Origin of the sequence: Embleya sp. NPDC008237 (assembly GCF_042956465.1) — a bacterium.
Taxonomy (GTDB): Bacteria; Actinomycetota; Actinomycetes; order Streptomycetales; family Streptomycetaceae; genus Embleya.
Genome location: NZ_JBIBGL010000007.1, coordinates 389,551 through 405,174 on the forward strand (window position 1 = coordinate 389,551; position 15,624 = coordinate 405,174).

14 protein-coding genes are annotated in these 15,624 nt (G+C 73.0%); 5 read left to right on the forward strand and 9 right to left on the reverse strand.

Annotation, left to right across the window (positions count from 1 at the left end; genetic code table 11):
• Positions 1 to 72 precede the first annotated feature (72 nt).
• Complete coding sequence (gene cbiE, locus ACFZBU_RS20655; protein ID WP_391585068.1) at positions 73 to 1,308, forward strand: precorrin-6y C5,15-methyltransferase (decarboxylating) subunit CbiE; 1,236 nt, start codon at positions 73 to 75, stop codon at positions 1,306 to 1,308.
• Complete coding sequence (cobM, locus tag ACFZBU_RS20660; RefSeq protein WP_391585069.1) at positions 1,305 to 2,066, forward strand: precorrin-4 C(11)-methyltransferase; 762 nt, start codon at positions 1,305 to 1,307, stop codon at positions 2,064 to 2,066. Before cbiE ends, cobM begins: the two co-directional genes overlap by 4 nt.
• 158 nt (positions 2,067 to 2,224) lie before the next feature.
• Here cobM and ACFZBU_RS20665 read toward each other — a convergent pair whose 3' ends face one another.
• Complete coding sequence (locus tag ACFZBU_RS20665) at positions 2,225 to 3,451, reverse strand: cobalt-precorrin-5B (C(1))-methyltransferase (RefSeq protein ID WP_391585070.1); 1,227 nt, start codon at positions 3,449 to 3,451, stop codon at positions 2,225 to 2,227.
• A gap of 200 nt (positions 3,452 to 3,651) precedes the next feature.
• Here ACFZBU_RS20665 and ACFZBU_RS20670 point away from each other — a divergent pair, with 200 nt between their 5' ends.
• Positions 3,652 to 4,401, forward strand: coding sequence for a cobalt-precorrin-6A reductase (locus ACFZBU_RS20670; RefSeq protein WP_391585149.1), 750 nt, complete (start codon positions 3,652 to 3,654; stop codon positions 4,399 to 4,401).
• Between the two features lie 219 nt (positions 4,402 to 4,620).
• Here ACFZBU_RS20670 and ACFZBU_RS20675 read toward each other — a convergent pair whose 3' ends face one another.
• The 3 genes from ACFZBU_RS20675 to cobG all read right to left on the reverse strand — a co-directional run bounded on the left by ACFZBU_RS20675 (position 4,621) and on the right by cobG (position 8,457).
• Positions 4,621 to 6,165 carry a precorrin-2 C(20)-methyltransferase gene (locus ACFZBU_RS20675; RefSeq protein ID WP_391585071.1) on the reverse strand — a complete coding sequence of 515 codons (1,545 nt, stop codon included), beginning with the start codon at positions 6,163 to 6,165 and terminating at the stop codon, positions 4,621 to 4,623.
• A 148-nt stretch (positions 6,166 to 6,313) separates the two neighbouring features.
• Complete coding sequence (locus tag ACFZBU_RS20680; protein ID WP_391585072.1) at positions 6,314 to 6,940, reverse strand: precorrin-8X methylmutase; 627 nt, start codon at positions 6,938 to 6,940, stop codon at positions 6,314 to 6,316.
• A gap of 179 nt (positions 6,941 to 7,119) precedes the next feature.
• Entirely contained in the window at positions 7,120 to 8,457 is a 1,338-nt protein-coding gene (gene cobG / locus ACFZBU_RS20685; protein ID WP_391585073.1) for a precorrin-3B synthase, read from the reverse strand.
• A gap of 102 nt (positions 8,458 to 8,559) precedes the next feature.
• Between cobG and ACFZBU_RS20690 the strand changes: the two genes are divergently transcribed.
• Complete coding sequence (locus ACFZBU_RS20690) at positions 8,560 to 9,072, forward strand: Fur family transcriptional regulator (protein ID WP_391585074.1); 513 nt, start codon at positions 8,560 to 8,562, stop codon at positions 9,070 to 9,072.
• Between the two features lie 118 nt (positions 9,073 to 9,190).
• On the opposite strand, the gene ACFZBU_RS20695 is transcribed toward ACFZBU_RS20690, so the two are convergent.
• Positions 9,191 to 9,913, reverse strand: coding sequence for a polysaccharide deacetylase family protein (locus ACFZBU_RS20695; RefSeq protein ID WP_391585075.1), 723 nt, complete (start codon positions 9,911 to 9,913; stop codon positions 9,191 to 9,193).
• Between the two features lie 505 nt (positions 9,914 to 10,418).
• Complete coding sequence (locus ACFZBU_RS20700) at positions 10,419 to 11,933, reverse strand: MFS transporter (protein ID WP_391585076.1); 1,515 nt, start codon at positions 11,931 to 11,933, stop codon at positions 10,419 to 10,421.
• A gap of 83 nt (positions 11,934 to 12,016) precedes the next feature.
• On the opposite strand from ACFZBU_RS20700, the gene ACFZBU_RS20705 reads away from it, so the two are divergent.
• Positions 12,017 to 12,736 (forward strand): TetR/AcrR family transcriptional regulator, encoded by a 720-nt coding sequence (locus ACFZBU_RS20705; protein WP_391585077.1) that lies wholly within the window; start codon positions 12,017 to 12,019, stop codon positions 12,734 to 12,736.
• Between the two features lie 93 nt (positions 12,737 to 12,829).
• Here ACFZBU_RS20705 and ACFZBU_RS20710 read toward each other — a convergent pair whose 3' ends face one another.
• The 3 genes from ACFZBU_RS20710 to ACFZBU_RS20720 form a co-directional block, all read right to left on the reverse strand.
• Positions 12,830 to 13,087, reverse strand: coding sequence for a hypothetical protein (locus ACFZBU_RS20710; RefSeq protein WP_391585078.1), 258 nt, complete (start codon positions 13,085 to 13,087; stop codon positions 12,830 to 12,832).
• A 244-nt stretch (positions 13,088 to 13,331) separates the two neighbouring features.
• A complete protein-coding gene (locus ACFZBU_RS20715; RefSeq protein ID WP_391585079.1) occupies positions 13,332 to 14,483 on the reverse strand; it encodes a cytochrome P450 in 1,152 nt (383 codons plus the stop codon).
• A gap of 184 nt (positions 14,484 to 14,667) precedes the next feature.
• Complete coding sequence (locus ACFZBU_RS20720) at positions 14,668 to 15,564, reverse strand: RNA polymerase sigma-70 factor (RefSeq protein ID WP_391585080.1); 897 nt, start codon at positions 15,562 to 15,564, stop codon at positions 14,668 to 14,670.
• Between the last annotated feature and the right edge of the window lie 60 nt (positions 15,565 to 15,624).

Genomic DNA, 15,624 nt, shown 5'->3' on the forward strand with positions numbered 1-15,624 from the left:
GACGAGCCCGGTCCCGGCCCCGGTCCGGCGTCGGAGCCGGGGTCGGGGTCTTCGGGTGTCGGCTCGGTAGTCGTGGTCGGGATCGGGGACGACGGCTGGGCGGGACTCTCCGAGGCGGCGCGGGCATCGGTGCGCGCCGCCGACGTGTTGGTCGGCGGCGAACGGCACTTGGCCATGGTGGCGGACGCGTCGGCCGAGCGGGTCCGGTGGCCGTCGCCGTTCTCGGCGGCCTTCGTCGCCGACCTGGCCGGGTCCCGGAAGGTGTGCGTGCTGGCCAGCGGGGACCCGATGTTCTACGGCGTCGGGGCAACGCTGGTGCGCGGGTTGGGCGCGGAGCGGGTCACCGTGCTGCCGGTTTCCTCGTCGGTCTCGTTGGCCTGCGCCCGGCTGGGCTGGGCGGTGCAGACCGTCACGGTGATCAGTGCGGTGGGCCGACCGCTCGACACCCTGGCGGCCGAACTCGCCACCGACGCACGGGTATTGGTGCTGAGTGCGGACGGGCTGACGCCGGGGCGTGCGGCCGTGCTGCTGCGCGAACGCGGCTTCGGGACGAGCACGGTCACCGTGCTGGAGCACCTGGGTGGTCCGGCCGAGTCGGTGTGGCGGGGCAGCGCCGATGCGCTCGCGGCGTCCCCCGAGCGGCGATTCGCGGATCTGAACGTGGTGGCCGTGCGGTGCGCGGCGGGTCCGGGGCTGAGCCGGCTGGCCGGCCTGCCGGACGATGTCTACGCGCACGACGGCCAGTTGACCAAGCGCGAGATCCGCGCGGTGACGTTGGCCGCGCTCGGACCGCGACCGGGCGAGCTGTTGTGGGACGTGGGCGCGGGCAGCGGCAGCATCGGGATCGAGTGGATGCGGACGCACCCGACCTGCCGGGCCGTCGGCTTCGAGACCCGCGCGGATCGGGCCGAACGGGCGGCGGCGAACGCGATCGGGCTCGGCGTACCGGACCTGCGGATCGTGGTCGGCCGGGCGCCGGATGTGCTCTTCGGCCCGACCCCGGACGCGATCTTCATCGGCGGCGGGTTGACCGTGCCCGGCGTGGTGGAGCGCTGCTGGGCCGCACTGCGTCCGGGCGGCCGGTTGGTGGCCAATGCCGTCGTCGCCGAGACCGAGGCCGAGTTGGTGCGGCATCGCGCCGTGTACGGCGGGGAGTTGACCCGCATCCAGGTCACCCGGTCCGCGCCGGTGGGCCGGTTCACCGGGTGGCGGCCGGCGATGCCGGTCACCCAGTGGCTGGCCGTGAAGCCTGCGTCCGTGTCCACCCCAGACATGTCCACCTCCGACGAGGAGCAGTCCAGCCCATGACCGTCCACTTCATCGGCGCCGGCCCCGGCGCGGCCGATTTGATCACGGTGCGCGGGCTGCGGATCATCGCCGCCTCGCCGGTGTGCCTGTACGCGGGCGCGCTCGTGCCGCGCGAACTGGTCGACGCGGCACCGCCCGGAGCCCGTCTCGTGGACACCGCCGAACTGAACCTGGACCAGATCGTTGAGGAACTGCGCGCCGCACACGCGGCGGGGCACGACGTGGCCCGGCTCCAGTCGGGGGACACCTCGTTCTTCAGCGCGGTGGCCGAGCAGCAGCGCCGGCTCGACGCGCTCGGCATTCCGTGGGACATCACCCCGGGCGTACCGGCGTTCGCTGCCGCCGCGGCGGCGATGGGCCGTGAGCTGACGCTGCCCACGGTGGGACAGACGGTGATCCTGACCCGAGTGGCCGGCAACGCGACGGCGATGCCGCCGGGCGAGGACCTGGCCACGCTGGGGCGGTCCGGCGCATTGCTGGTGCTGCACCTGGCGGTGGGGCAAGTGGAGCGGGTGGTGGCCGAGTTGACCCCGCTGTACGGCGCGGACTGCCCGGTCGCGGTGGTCGCGCGCGCATCCCGCCCGGACGAATTGATCGTGCGCGGCGAACTGGCCGACCTGGTGTCCCTGGTGCGTGACAACGGGATCAAGGCGGTGGCGATCATCATGGTCGGCCGCGTACTGGGCGAACCGGGCTTCTGCGACAGCCACCTGTACAGCGAGATCCGCGATCGCACCGAGCCGAGGCCGGTGGGGTGAGCCGGGCGAGGCCCGGTCGGGTTGCGGTGGGACCGGGGGGCGGGTCGGGACTCGGATCGGGGCTTGGGCCGGAGCCTGGGCCGAGACTCCGGTCGTGGCTTGCGTCGAGACCTGGGCCGCCGCTCGTTTCGGAGTCGAGCCGGGTGGCCGGGTTCCGCCTAGGCCGGCGCGGCGCGGCCGACGATGGTGCCCGTGCGGTTGATCGCGATCACGTCGACGGTGATCGGGAGTTCGCTGCCGTGCAGCAGGGCCCGGGCGGCGTCGCGGGCGGCTTCCGCGACGGCGTCGCCGAGCGGGATGCCGGCTGCGCGGGCCAGTTCGAGCGCGTGCAGGGCGGTGTTCGCGGCGCGGATCCGCGCCGCCGACTCGGCATCGCCGCCGACCGCCGTGGCCCGGTCGGCGAGCGCGTCCAGGTTCACCTGCGAGCGGCCCGAGTGCAGGTCGAGATGACCGTCGGCGAGCTTGGAGAGCTTGGCGAAGCCGCCGGCGATGGTCAGCCGCGGGATCGGGTGCCGACGCAGGTACTTGAGCAGCGCGCCGGCGAAGTCGCCCATGTCCAACAGCGCGGTGCCGGACAGCCCGTACACCTCGGCGCCCACCCGCTCCGAGGTGGTGCCGGTCGCACCGAGCACGTGCGTCTCGCCGGTGGCCAACGCGACGTCGATGCCGCGGCGGATCGAGTCGATCCAGGCCGAGCACGAGTACGGGATGACGATGCCCGTGGTGCCCAGGATGGACAGGCCGCCCAGGATGCCCAGGCGCGGATTCCAGGTCTGTTCGGCGATCCGGGCGCCGTCGTCCACGGACAACTCGACGGTGACGTCGCCGGTGCCCCCGTGCGCGGCGGCCACCCGGGCCACCGCTTCCCGGATCAGCTTGCGCGGGACGGGGTTGACGGCGGGCTCGCCGACCGCGAGCGGCAGGCCGGGCAGGGTCACCGTGCCGACCCCGGGGCCGGCCCGGAAGGTCACGCCGGTACCGGGCGCCGCGTGCCGCACGGTGGCCCGGATCAGCGCACCGTGCGTGACATCCGGGTCGTCGCCGGCGTCCTTGACCACACCGGCCATCGCCGCTCGGGGTGCGCGGTCGTGGGCGGCGGGGTGCTCGATGGACGGTGCTTCGGCCGCGGGATCGTCGGTTGTGGGCTCGTCGATCGCCGGCTCACCGGTCACGGGTGCCTCGGCCTCGGGCCGGTCGGCCGTGGGCTTCGTCGTCGTGAGTTCCTCGACGGCGAGCGCGAACGCGGGTGTCTGGCCGCCGGGCAGCCATACCGTCACCGGGTCGGGGAACTCGCCGGTCAACAGGGCCTGGTAGGCGGCGGTCGTCGCGGCGGTCGCACATGCCCCGGTGGTCCAGCCTCGGCGCAGGCGATCGGGGCGGTTCATCGGTCGAGGAGCCAATCGTGAGCGGATCGAAGGAAACACGCACTGACGCGCCCGGCGGGCCGCCGACGAGCGCCGGGCCGGCGGACACGGCCTCGGGAGGCACACACGGTGCGGTGGACGCGGTCGGCACGCCCGGCCCGATCCGCGCGAGCGGTCCGCTCGACCCGCCCGGCCCGGACGCCTTCGGCGACGCCGGCCGCGTGGTGCTGCTGCTGGGAGGTACCGCCGAGGCTCGCGTGCTGGCCGCGCGGTTGGTCGAGGTACCGGGGCTGCGGGTCGTGTCGTCGCTGGCCGGGCGCACCGGCGCGCCCGTGTTGCCGGTCGGCGAGACCCGTGTGGGCGGTTTCGGCGGCGTGCCCGGTCTGGTCGCGTGGTTGCGGGCCAGGGCCGCGGTGGCGGTGGTCGACGCCACCCATCCGTTCGCGGCCCGGATCTCGGCGAACGCGGTCGCGGCGTGTGCCGAGGCGGACGTCCCGCTGCTGCGCCTGCAACGGCCGGGGTGGACCGCCGTACCGGGTGACCGCTGGTATCCGGTCGACTCCGCGGACGAGGCCGCGCGGGTGTTGCCCGGTCTGGCCCGGCGGGTGTTCCTGACCACGGGTCGGCTGGAGACCGCGCCGTACGCACACCTGGACGACCTGTGGTTCCTGCTGCGCAGCGTCGAGCCGCCCACCGGCGCTCTGCCGCGGGCCTGCGAAGTGCTGTTGTCCAGAGGCCCGTTCACGGTCGAGAACGAGATCGCGCTGCTGCGCGACCGGCGCATCGACGCGATCGTGACCAAGGACAGCGGCGGTGCCCTCACCGCGGCCAAGCTCACCGCCGCCCGCGAGCTGGGCCTGCCGGTGGTGCTGATCCGCCGTCCCGAGGTGCACGCGCCGGAGCAGGTCACCGACACGGCAGCCGCCGCGCGGTGGGTCCTGACCGGGTCGGCCGCGGCGGCCGGAACGTGAGTCGCGCACGCTCCTCACTGTGACACACGGCCGCCGCCGGTCGATCTTGGCACCTGCACCGGGTCGCGGGGCGGTCGTGCCGGGCGCCGGCTCCGGACCTGCTCGTGGGCCGGTCGCGCCGGGCGCCGACGCGGGACGCGGTCGCGCATCGCTCGCGCCGCGTGCCGGACGGGTCGGCCCGACCCGAAGGAGGATCGTGCACACGGGTCCCCCGGCGGGTCAGGCCGGGTAGCGCCGCGGCGTGTACACGCCGGTGCTGCCGTCCGGCCGGCGGTAGGTGCGGGTCTGCGACGAGCCGATGATCAGCAGCGTACGCATGTCGACCACCTCCGGGTCCAGGTCGGCCAACCGGACCACGTGTACGGCCTCGGTCGGGCCGCCGACGTCACGGCCCACCACGACCGGGGTGTCCGGGGCGCGGTGCTTGAGGAACAGATCGCGGGCGTCGGCGACCTGGGTGCGCCGGGTCTTGGAGGCCGGGTTGTAGATCGCGACCGCGAGGTCCGCCTCGGCGGCGGCGGTCAGCCGACGCTCGATCACGTCCCACGGCTTGAGGATCGCGGACAGGCTGATCACGCAGAAGTCGTGGCCCAGCGGCGCCCCCGCACGAGACGCCACGGCCTGCATCGCGGACAGCCCGGCGACCACCCGGACCGGGACCTCGGTCGCCGTCTCGTGCGCGGCCTCCAGCACGGCGGACGCCATCGCGAACACGCCCGCGTCACCGGAGGACACCACCGCGACCCGGCCACCCGCCTCGGCCAACCCGATGGCGTGGCGGGCACGTTCGGCCTCGACCCGGTTGTCGGTGCGATGCCGCTTCTGGCCGGGCCGGGGCTGGACTCGGTCCACGTACGGGCCGTAGCCGACCACGTGGTCCGCCGCGGCGAGCGCGGCGTGCGCGTCGGGGGTCAGCCATTCCGGACCGGCCGGCCCGAGCCCGACCACGTCGATCGAGCCGAGCTCGCCGGTGGGTTCGGGCACCACGTACGCCGGCTCGGGCTCACGCGGCGTGCGGTTGGTCGCGAACTCCCCGCCGGGGGAGGCCGATGGGGTGATCACGAGGGAGAAGTACGGGACCTCCTCGGGGACTACGTCGGCGAGCGGGCGCACCTGTTGCCGATCGGTGGTCGCGCGCTCCACGTACCACGTGCGATCGGCCAGCCCGGCCTGCTCGAACGCACCGCGTACGGCCGGGAAATGCCGCTTGCCGAGCTTGATCACCGCGGCCGAGTCGGTGGTCCGCAGCCGGGCCGCGAGCACGTCGGGCGGGAGCGTACCGGGCAGGATCGTGAGTACCTCGTCGTGCTGCACGAGCGGTCGGCCCAGCACCGCGGCGGCACCGCTGACCGAGGTCACCCCGGGGACGACCTCGACCGGGTAGCGGTCGGCGAGGCGTTCGTGCCAGTACATGTACGAGCCGTAGAAGAACGGGTCGCCCTCGCACAACACCGCGACATCGCGACCGGCGTCCAGATGCGCGGCGATCTCGGCGGCGGTCGAGTCGTAGTAGTCGGCGAGCGCGCCGTCGTACCCGCCCGGGTGATCGGTGCTCTCGGTGGTCACCGGGTATTCGAGCGGGAGGCGGACCTGAGTGTCGCTCAGATACGGCTCGGCGATGGTGATCGCGACGCCGCGCGCACCCTTCTTGACCGGATAGGCGACCACGTCCGCCGAGGTGATCAGGCGATGCGCCTTGAGGGTGATCAGCTCGGGGTCGCCCGGGCCGAGGCCGATGCCGTACAGGCGGCCGGTGGTGGTCACGCTGTGCTCCTGGGGGTGGGGGTGGTGTGGGCGGCGGCGTACGCGGGTCGGGTTCGTCGAAACTCGGGCGTGGGCCCGGGGGCACGGGACTCGGGGCTCACCGAGCCCGGGTGTTCGGGTCCGGACCCGGGTCCTCGGTCGTCGGTGCCTATTCTTGTTCGCTCGCCAGTGCGTTCAGTGCGGCGGCGGTCATCGCGCTGCCACCGCGGCGGCCGTGCACGACGAGGTAGGGGATGCCGGCGGGATGGTCGGCCAGGGCCTGCTTGGACTCGGCCGCGCCGATGAAGCCGACCGGGATTCCGATGATCGCGGCGGGGTGCGGAGCGCCCTGATCGATCAGTTCGAGCAGTCGAAACAGCGCGGTGGGTGCGTTTCCGACCGCGACCACGGCACCGGCCAGGTCGTCGACCCACAGGTCCACGGCGGCGGCGCTGCGGGTGGTGCCCTGTTCGGCGGCCAGGCCCGGCGTACGCGGGTCGGTGAGCAGGCAACGCACGTCGTTGTCCTTGGGCAACCGCTTGCGCGTCACTCCGGACGCGACCATGTTGGCGTCGCACAGGATCGGCGCACCGGCACGCAATGCCTCGGCCCCGGCCCGGGCCACCTCGGGGTGGAAGCCGACATCGCGGGGGAGGTCGGTCATGCCACACGCGTGGATCATCCGAACGACGACGCGCGAAACGTCCTCGGGGAAGCGGGCCAGATCGGCCTCGGCCCGGATGGTCGCGAACGAACGCCGATAGATCTCGGCGCCGTCCTTGATCCAGTCGTCCACGTCGGCTGCTCCTTTGCCCGATTTGCCCGATGGGGTGGCGATGGTTGTCGTTGTCGGCCCGTGGGCCGCGGTCGCGGGGCTGTGGTCACGGCCGCGCGATGCCCGGTCGGCCGGGCGGCCGGTGGGAGGGTATGGAGCTTCGTGACCCATGGACCTGCCGGGCGGGGGCCGGTCGACCGTCATGCCGGGGTGGAGGGTCGGGATGCGCCCGGTGCGGGCGGGCGGATCAAGGGCGCGGGTGACGGTGTGGGCGCGCGGTCGGGCGGGACGGTTTCGTACGTGCCGTCCTCGCGGGCGACCAGCAGCGTCGCGCCGGCGGGCTTGCCGCACGCGCGGGCGCAGCCGACCCAGTGCGTATCGGGTGCGTCGTCCAGGGTTGGGGAGCCGTCGACGGCCGGCCGGTCGGGGGTCGGATGATCGGCCCGTCGGGAGGCTCGGCCCAGTGCGTGGCGGCCGGCCTCGGTGCGGACGTCGGCCAGCGCTCGGCGGCACGCGCCCAGGCCGCTGCACGCGGTCACGCCGCGCCACGGTGAAGCGGGGTCGCACGGCAGGCCGGCGGCTTCGAGGGCGGCCGTGGTCGCGGCGGGATCGGTGACGTCACGGACCACGACGCCTCGGCCGCTGGTGATCCGCAGCTCGGCCCGCAATCCGACCAGGGCGGCCAGATGATGCTGCGTCAGGCGTCCGAGTGGTACCAGGGCCCCGATGGCGAAGCGGCCGTCGGATTGCGCGAGTACCCCGATCGGCGGTCGGCCGTCGGCGCGTCGGCGCGGTCGGGCGGCGTTCGGGGTGGCCGCTGCGTGGTCGTGGGCGCCCCCTGTGACGGGTTCGGAGCTTGCGAACGGGGCCGGGGCGGCTGCGAGGGTGGCGGCGAACCGGGCGGCCCCGTCGGGGAGTTCGCGGATGTGCCAGGCGCCGGAGTTGGCGCGGGCGGTCAGGAACGCGCGGGCCGCGTGGACGATGGCCGCCGAGGCGTCGGTGGGGTCGAAGCGCCAGGTGGTGTCGTGGCCGGCGACGTGCAGCGCGAAGGTGTGCTCGGCGAGTGCGACGAGGTCCAGGTCGTGGCGGGCCGAGGCGATCGGGAGTCCGCCGTCGTCGATGCCGATCAGGAAGCGGCCGGAGAGGGCGGTCAGGTCCGGGGCCGCGCACAACGCGTGGTCGACGGCGGTGAGTACGGCGTCGGCGTCCAGCAGGGCGTTCGGATCGCGGCCGGCCAGTGGACTCGCCAGGATGTTGCGTACGCGGTCGTGGCTGCGCGAGGGCATCAGGCCGGCCGCGGCGACGGCGTCGGCGAGGGCGGGCAGGTCGGCTTCGGCCAGGCCCCGCAGCTGGATGTTCGCGCGTGCCGTCAGGTCCACCGACCCGGTACCGAATCGCCTTGTCAGACGGGCCAGTTCGGTAAGCCGATCGGGGGTGAGCCGCCCGCCCGGGAGGCGTACGCGCGCGATCAGGCCGTCGTCGGCCGGTGACGCGTCCACGACTCCGGGGCAGGCGTCGTCGCGCTCCCGGACCACCACCGCGCCCACCGTCCTTCGCCGTGCCTCGTCGCCTCGTATCGGTATGCCCGGCCTGTCACCCCATGTCGGGTTGCCGACCGGCCAGATGCGACACTGTTGCATATGGACGACGGTGTACAGCACCCCACCCCCGACCCGGTCGCCGAGGCGGTGCGGCAGATCCGCGCGCACGGCGAGCGGGTCACGGTGGCGCGCACCGCGGTGCTTCGGGTCCTCGCGGACGCCGACGAGCACCTGAGCGCCGACGCGATCTTCGCCGCGGTCTCCCGAGCGGCGCCGGGCGTGCATCGCACCACCATCTACCGCGCGTTGGACGCCCTCGAACGCCTCGACCTGGTCGCCTTCACCCGGCTGCGCCACGACGCGGCCACCTACCACCTGGCGGGCCACCTGGTGGGCGGCACGCACGTACTCGTACGCTGCCGCCACTGCGGCACGGTCGGCCACGCGCCGGGCGACCTGCTGGACGAGGTCGCCGCCCGGCTGGCCGCCGAACAGGGCTTCACCCTCGACCCGACGGCCGTGGCCCTGACCGGCCGCTGCGACACGTGCACGAAGCACCCGAGCACCCTCACCCACGCCCGCCCGAACAGGCCCAGCACAGGTCGCCCCTGAACGCGCCCCCGCCGCGCCCGCCCGACGCGGCGACGGAGGCGGCCCCCCGCGCTCGGCCCGCCGCCCCGCCCGCGCCGTCGGCCCGCCGTCACGGCCGGCCGACGGTGCGGGGTGGGGGTCAGGTGGGTTGGACGAAGCGGTAGCCGGCGGCCAGGAGCTGGGGGAGCCATTGTTCGAGGGCGGCGACGGTTTGGGAGCGATCGCCGCCCGCGTCGTGATTGAGGATGATCGAGCCGGTCGTGGTCGCGGCCAGGACGCGCTCGACGATCACATCCGTGCCGGGTTGCGACCAGTCGACGGGATCGACCGACCAGCCCAGTGGCCGCAGGCCGTTCGCGCTCAGTGCACCCATCACCTCGGGCGACCAGCGCCCGTACGGTGCGCGGAACCAGCCGACCCGAAGGTCCGGCAGGACGCGGTGGATCGCGGTCAGGTTGCGTTCCACCTCCTCCGCGACGCCGGTCGGCGAGAGTTGTTGCAGGTCGGGGTGCGACCACGAGTGGCCGGCGATCGCGTGGCCCTCGTCGTGGATCGTGCGGAGCAGGCGGGGGTGGCGCTCGACTGCCGTGCCCACGACGCAGAACGTCGCCCGCACCCGGAATCTCCGCAACATGCGCAACACCTGCGGGGTGTACTCGGGATCGGGTCCGTCGTCGAAGGTCACCGCGATGCGCTGCGGTCCGGCCTTGACCTCGCATACCGGTTCCTGGACGAAGGCGGGGCGGGGGGTGGGCTGTCGGTCGGCGGCGCGGGCGGACGGGGTGGCGGTGGCGAGAAGACCGAGGGTGGCGGCGGCGCCCATCAGCAACGTACGGCGCGACGTGGCAGAGGTGGTGTCCATGCCGAGTGTCTTGCACATGTCCGGGACCGCGTTTGCGAGGACACGCACGACTCCGCCGGAGTTCACCGGTTCGGCCGACCGGTGTGCCCGACCCGGGCACACCCGACGCCGGACCCCGCCGGCAGCGCCGCTCCGCTCCGCGCCGAAGCCGCGACGAACCCGGCCGGCGATCACCCGACCGAATCCCGACCGAATCCCGACCGGACCCCGCCCAGACCCCGACCAGCTCGGGAGCGAGCCGAGAGCGGGCCCGGACCGCACCCGGCCTGCCCCGATCCGACCTCGGCGGTACACCCGCGCTCGCGCTCATCCCCGCGACCGACCCGAACCCCCGCCCGCCCGCGGACGTACCGCGCCGACGCCGGCTGCCAGTATCCGTACATGATCAAGTCACGGGGGACCACCGCTTCGTCGTCGTCCCCGCCCGCCCCCGTCGTTCCACCCGCTTCGCGTCGGGTGATCCTGGCCGCGCACGCGGCGGCGTCTCCGACCGGATCCACTTGATCTACTTGCGCCCGGCGTGGTGTCGTTCGGTGGCCACGCCGACCACGATGCCGAGCAGGGCGGCCACGCCCATCAGGCCCGCCTGGATCTCGAAGGCTCGGCTGAATCCGTCCACCGTGGCCTGTCGCTCGAGGATGCCGGAGGCCATCCGGTCCTTGGTGTGGTTCGTCGCGATCGTGACCAGGACCGCGATGCCGATCGCCGCGCCGATCTGCTGACAGGTCGTCACCATGGCCGAGGCGACGCCGCCTTCGCCCTCGCCCGCGCCGCCGGTCGCCGTGTGGATGATCGCGACGAACGCCACGCCCAGGCCCAGACCCGTGACCACCAGGGCGGGCAGCAGGTGCCCGGTGTACGAACTGTGCTCGTCCAGACGACTCATCAGCCACATGCCGCCCGCGGCGATCGCCGGGCCCACGCTGACCGGTAGCAACGGCCCACGGTTCGCGATCAGTTTGGTGGACACCGCCGCGCCCAGGCCCATGCCGACGCTGAACGGCAGGAACGCCAGGCCGGTGTCCATCGGCGACCACCCCTGGATCCGCTGCATGTACAGGGTCAGGAAGAAGAACATCGCGAACAGGCCGCCGGCCGCGACCAGGACCAGGACGTCCGCCAGAACCAGGTGCCGCATCCGCAACAGCGCGCGCGGCAGCAGCGGTTCGGCCGCCGAGCGCTGGCGCAGCGTGAAACCGAGCGCGAGCACCGCCGCGATGGTCAGGCCGAGCAGGGTCCGGGTCGAGCCCCATGGATGGGTGGGGGTCTCCACGACGGTGTACACCAGGGTCAGAACGGCGGCCGTCCCGATCGCCGCACCGGCGAAGTCCGGTACCCGACGCACCGCTTCACGGTCGTCCGGTCCGATCACCCGGGGCAGCGCAAGCAGGGTGAGCGCGCCGATGGGCAGGTTGATCAGGAAGATCCAGCGCCAGTGCGTCCACTCGACGAGCGCGCCGCCGAGCAACAGCCCGGTGGCTGCGCCGAGTCCGGTGAGCGCGGCCCACGTGCCGAGCGCGCGGGCCCGCTCGGCCGGTTCGCGGAAGGTCGCCAGCAGGATGGCCAGCGCGGCGGGGGAGAGCAGCGCGCCGGCGATGCCCTGCGCGGCCCGCGCGCCGACCAGCACACCGGAGTCGGGGGCGATCCCGCACACGGCGGAGGCCAGTACGAACAGCACCAGGCTGATACCGAACAGGCGACGCCGGCCCAGCAGATCGGCCAACCCGCCACCGATCAGCAGGAAGCCGCCGAAGGTCAGGAAGTACGCGTTGGTCACCCAGGACAGCGAACTCTCGCTGAAGTCGAGATCGTCGCCGATGGTCGGCAGTGCGACGTTGACGATCGTGTCGTCGACGAGCAGTACGAACTGGGCGACGCACACGAGCAGCAGGACGAGTTTCGGGTTCACCGGGCGGCCGGCGGATCCGGCGGCGACCGCGTCGGGTGCACCGGGTGTGTCGGACGGGTTGGAACGGGCCCCGATCGTGGACTCGGTGGCGGGTATCCCTGAGGAAGCCATCGGATGTTCCTACGTTCGTAGAAGTAAGTTCTATAGTTGTAGAGAATATTTCTACGAGCGTCAAGCTCGGGGATAATGGACACATGCCGCACGTCAACGATCCCGACAGCACGCCCGAAACCCCTGCCACGACCCCGGCCACGACCTCGGTCGCACCCGCAACAGCCGTGACTTCCGCCACGCCCGCCGCACCTGCCACGTCCGAGGCGGCCGGTTCGGGCGCCGGCACCGGGAAGGTGGATCGGCGCACGCTGATGCTGGACGCGTCGATCCGGGTGCTTGCCACCCATGGCCTGCGCGGGCTGACCCACCGGGCGGTACAGGAGGAGGCGGGCCTGCCCAACGGCTCGGTCACGTACTACTTCAAGACCCGGGATCAGCTGATCCTGGCGGTGATCGAGCGAATGGCCACGCTGGACAGGGCGTACGCCGGCGAGGTCACGCACGAGCTGCTGCGGATGACGGCCGTCCGGCCGATCGCGGTCGACTATGCGCAACTCGCCCGGTTCACCCGCTCCTGGTGGGACGCGACCCGCGAAGTGCAGTTGGCGCGACTGGAGTTGGAACTCGCGGGCGCACGCGAACCGTTGGTGCGCGAGGCGCTGATCCGCTGCCAGGCCGAGTTTCGCGGCTTCGCCGAACTGGTCGCACTGGCACTGGGGTCCACGAACGCGCGCCTGGACGGGCACATCATGCTCGCGATGCTTCAGGGTGTGCTGTTCGACCACGTCACGCGCGACTGGGACGACCCGCAGATCCTGGAGATCGGCCTGCGTCGGGTGATCGAGTCGGTGACGCTGTGACCGGGGTCCGGTAACCCCGGCGAACGGCGGCCGGACTCACCGTCGGATACGACACGACGGAGGCCGGCCGCCGGGCGCGGATGCGCCGCGCGGTCAGCGCTTGTGGACCGGCGTGTCCGAGTCGTGGACCACGTTGGTGATTCGGCTGACTCCGTCGACCCGCGCGGACAGCGACGGCAGGATGCCGAGCGAAGGTCCGACGGCCAACGCCACGATCATCAGCCCGCCCATCGCGGCGGCCTGCGTGGTGCGTCGGGTCCACCAGCGCACGCCCGACGGCCGGTCGTGGGCCCCTCGGTCGGGTACGCGGTGCTCGTGCACGTGCGTGGAAAACGCTTGGCGAACAGACATCTGCTCCGACTCCCCATCCATCGCACGCCACCCTTCGACGGTCGGGAGGTCGCGCCGCCGGTCCCCTGTCGTGCTGCCTCCACTGTCCTGCTTTTCGGTCGGGACGTCACCGGAAAACCGGCCGCCGCACAGGGTTCTCACACAGTTGTGACAGTTCCCTGGTCCCAGGGGCCGGGAGGACCGAAGCGATTCGGGGGATTCGGGCCATACCGATCCGGAGCACACCGCTTCCGGGGCGCCTCGGTCAGTCGCCGAGTTCGACCGGCAGGGTGCTCAGGCCGCGGACTCGCACCGACGGCTGCCAGGAGATCGGTGCGTGGCGGCGGGCCTTCGGGAAGCGGGTCAGGATGGTGCGGACCGCGAGTTCGGCCTCCAGGCGGGCCAGCGGTGCGCCGATGCAGTAGTGGATGCCCTGGCCGAAGCTCAGGTGGCGGGCCGCGTCGGGGCGATCCGGCTGGATCCGGTCCGGGCGGGCGTAGCGGCGCGGGTCGCGGTTGGCCGAGGCGATGGACAGGAAGACCGTGTCGCCGGCCGGGATCGTGACGCCGCCGAGTTCGATGTCCTGGAGCGGAAAACGGCGGATCGCGAGCAGGGCCGGCGACATGTGCCGGGCCACCTCCTCGACCAACGCCGGAACCCCCGCCGGATCGTCGCGCAGCGCGTCGCGCAACGCTTGGTCCTCGATCGTCGCGTACAGGGCCCCGGCCATCAGGTTGGCCGAGTTCTCGTAGCCCGCGAAGAGCAACAGGAAGGCGAGCGAGGTCAGTTCGTCCTCGCTCAGCCGGTCGTCGGCGTCCCGGGCGGCGATCAACGCGGACAGCAGGTCGGGTCCGGGGTCGGCGCGTTTGGCGGCGAGCAGCGCGACGAAGAACGCGTACATCTCGCGCACCGTCGAGCGGATGCCCTCGCGGGTGGCGTCCGCGCCCAGCACGGCGTTGGTCCAGGTGCGGAAGTCGGACCGGGACTCGGCCGGGACGCCGAGCAGTTCGCAGATCACGCCGACCGCGAAGGGCGACGCGAAGTCCTTGACCAGGTCGATTCGTTCGCGGCCGGCGAGGTCGTCGGCCAGGGACTCGACGGTGCGTTCGAGGCGTGGACGCAGGTCGGCGGTGTGCCGTGGGGTGAAGGCCTGGCCGGCGAGGCGGCGCAGGCGGGTGTGGTCGGGCGGATCCATGTTGAGCAGGTTGGCGTCCAGGGCGGGCGGGAGTTCGAATCCCTTGTAACCGCCGGGCTTGGCATGCCTCTTGTCCAGCGAGAACCGCGGGTCGCCCAGTGCCGCCTGCACATCCGCGTACCTGGTGACCAACCACGCCGGGCTGCCGTCGGGCGCGACGATCGCGTGTACGGGTCCGGCCTCGCGCATGCGGGCGAAGACGCCGTGCGGGTCATGGGCCATGGCGCGGGCGACATCCACCGGAAACCGCTTTCGTTCGGCAGCAACGGTTTTCCAACCTAGCCCGCACCGCACCCGCGAGGCGAACGACCTCCACCCGCATGGCCGTCCGGCTGTGGCCGCGTTCCTCGGTGACGGCCGCGACCCCCGGTCCCTTTCTCGGGCGGGGGTCGCGGCCGGTGTCGCGTCAGTTCAGGGTGAGCGGCGTGGCGGCGGCGATGTGGGTGAGCTTGGCGGGGTTGCGGACGAAGTAGAGGTCGGTGACGAGGCCGTTCTCGAGACGGATCGCCATCACGCTGTCGATCTCGCCGTCGACGCGCAGGAGCAGCGCCGGATCGCCGTTGACGGTGGTGGGTTCGCTGGTGAGCGTGCCGTCCTTGTCGCCGAGGGCGGCGAGGAGGAGGCGGACCACCTTCGTGAGGCCCCTGACCGGCCGGAGCGCGGCGCTCCTGACGCCGCCGCCGTCGCTGATCAGGACGACGTCGGGGGCGAGCACGTCGAGCACGCCCTGCAGGTCGCCGGTCTCCACGGCGTGCCGGAAGGACGCGAGGGCGGCCTGCGCCTGGCGTGCGGAGACCACTTCGCGAGGGCGGCGGGCGTCGACGTGCTTGCGGGAGCGGTGGGCGATCTGGCGGACCGTTGCGGGGGTCTTGCCGACCGCCTCGGCGATCTCGTCGTAGCCGACGTCGAAGACCTCGCGCAGGACGAACACCGCTCGCTCGGTGGGCGAAAGGGTCTCCAGGACGAGCATCACGGCCATGGACAGGCTCTCCGCGAGCTCGACGTTCTCGGCGACGTCCGGCGAGGTGAGCAGCGGCTCGGGCAGCCAGGGGCCGACGTAGGTCTCCTTGCGCCGCCGCAGGGCCCGCAGCCGGTCGAGTGCCCGCCGGGTCGCGATGCGGACGAGGTATGCGCGCCGGTCGCGGACCTGCGCCAGGTCGACCTCGACCCAGCGCAGCCAGGTCTCCTGCAGGACGTCCTCGGCGTCGGCCGCCGAGCCGAGGATCTCGTAGGCCACGGTGAAGAGCAGATTGCGGTGGGCGACGAAGGCGTCGGTCGCCGGATCCCCGGTGTGGTCTCGCATCCTCGAATCCTTCCATTTCGTTCATGGCGGCCCCTCCCAGGGGCCCGGCCGTGGGGGAGC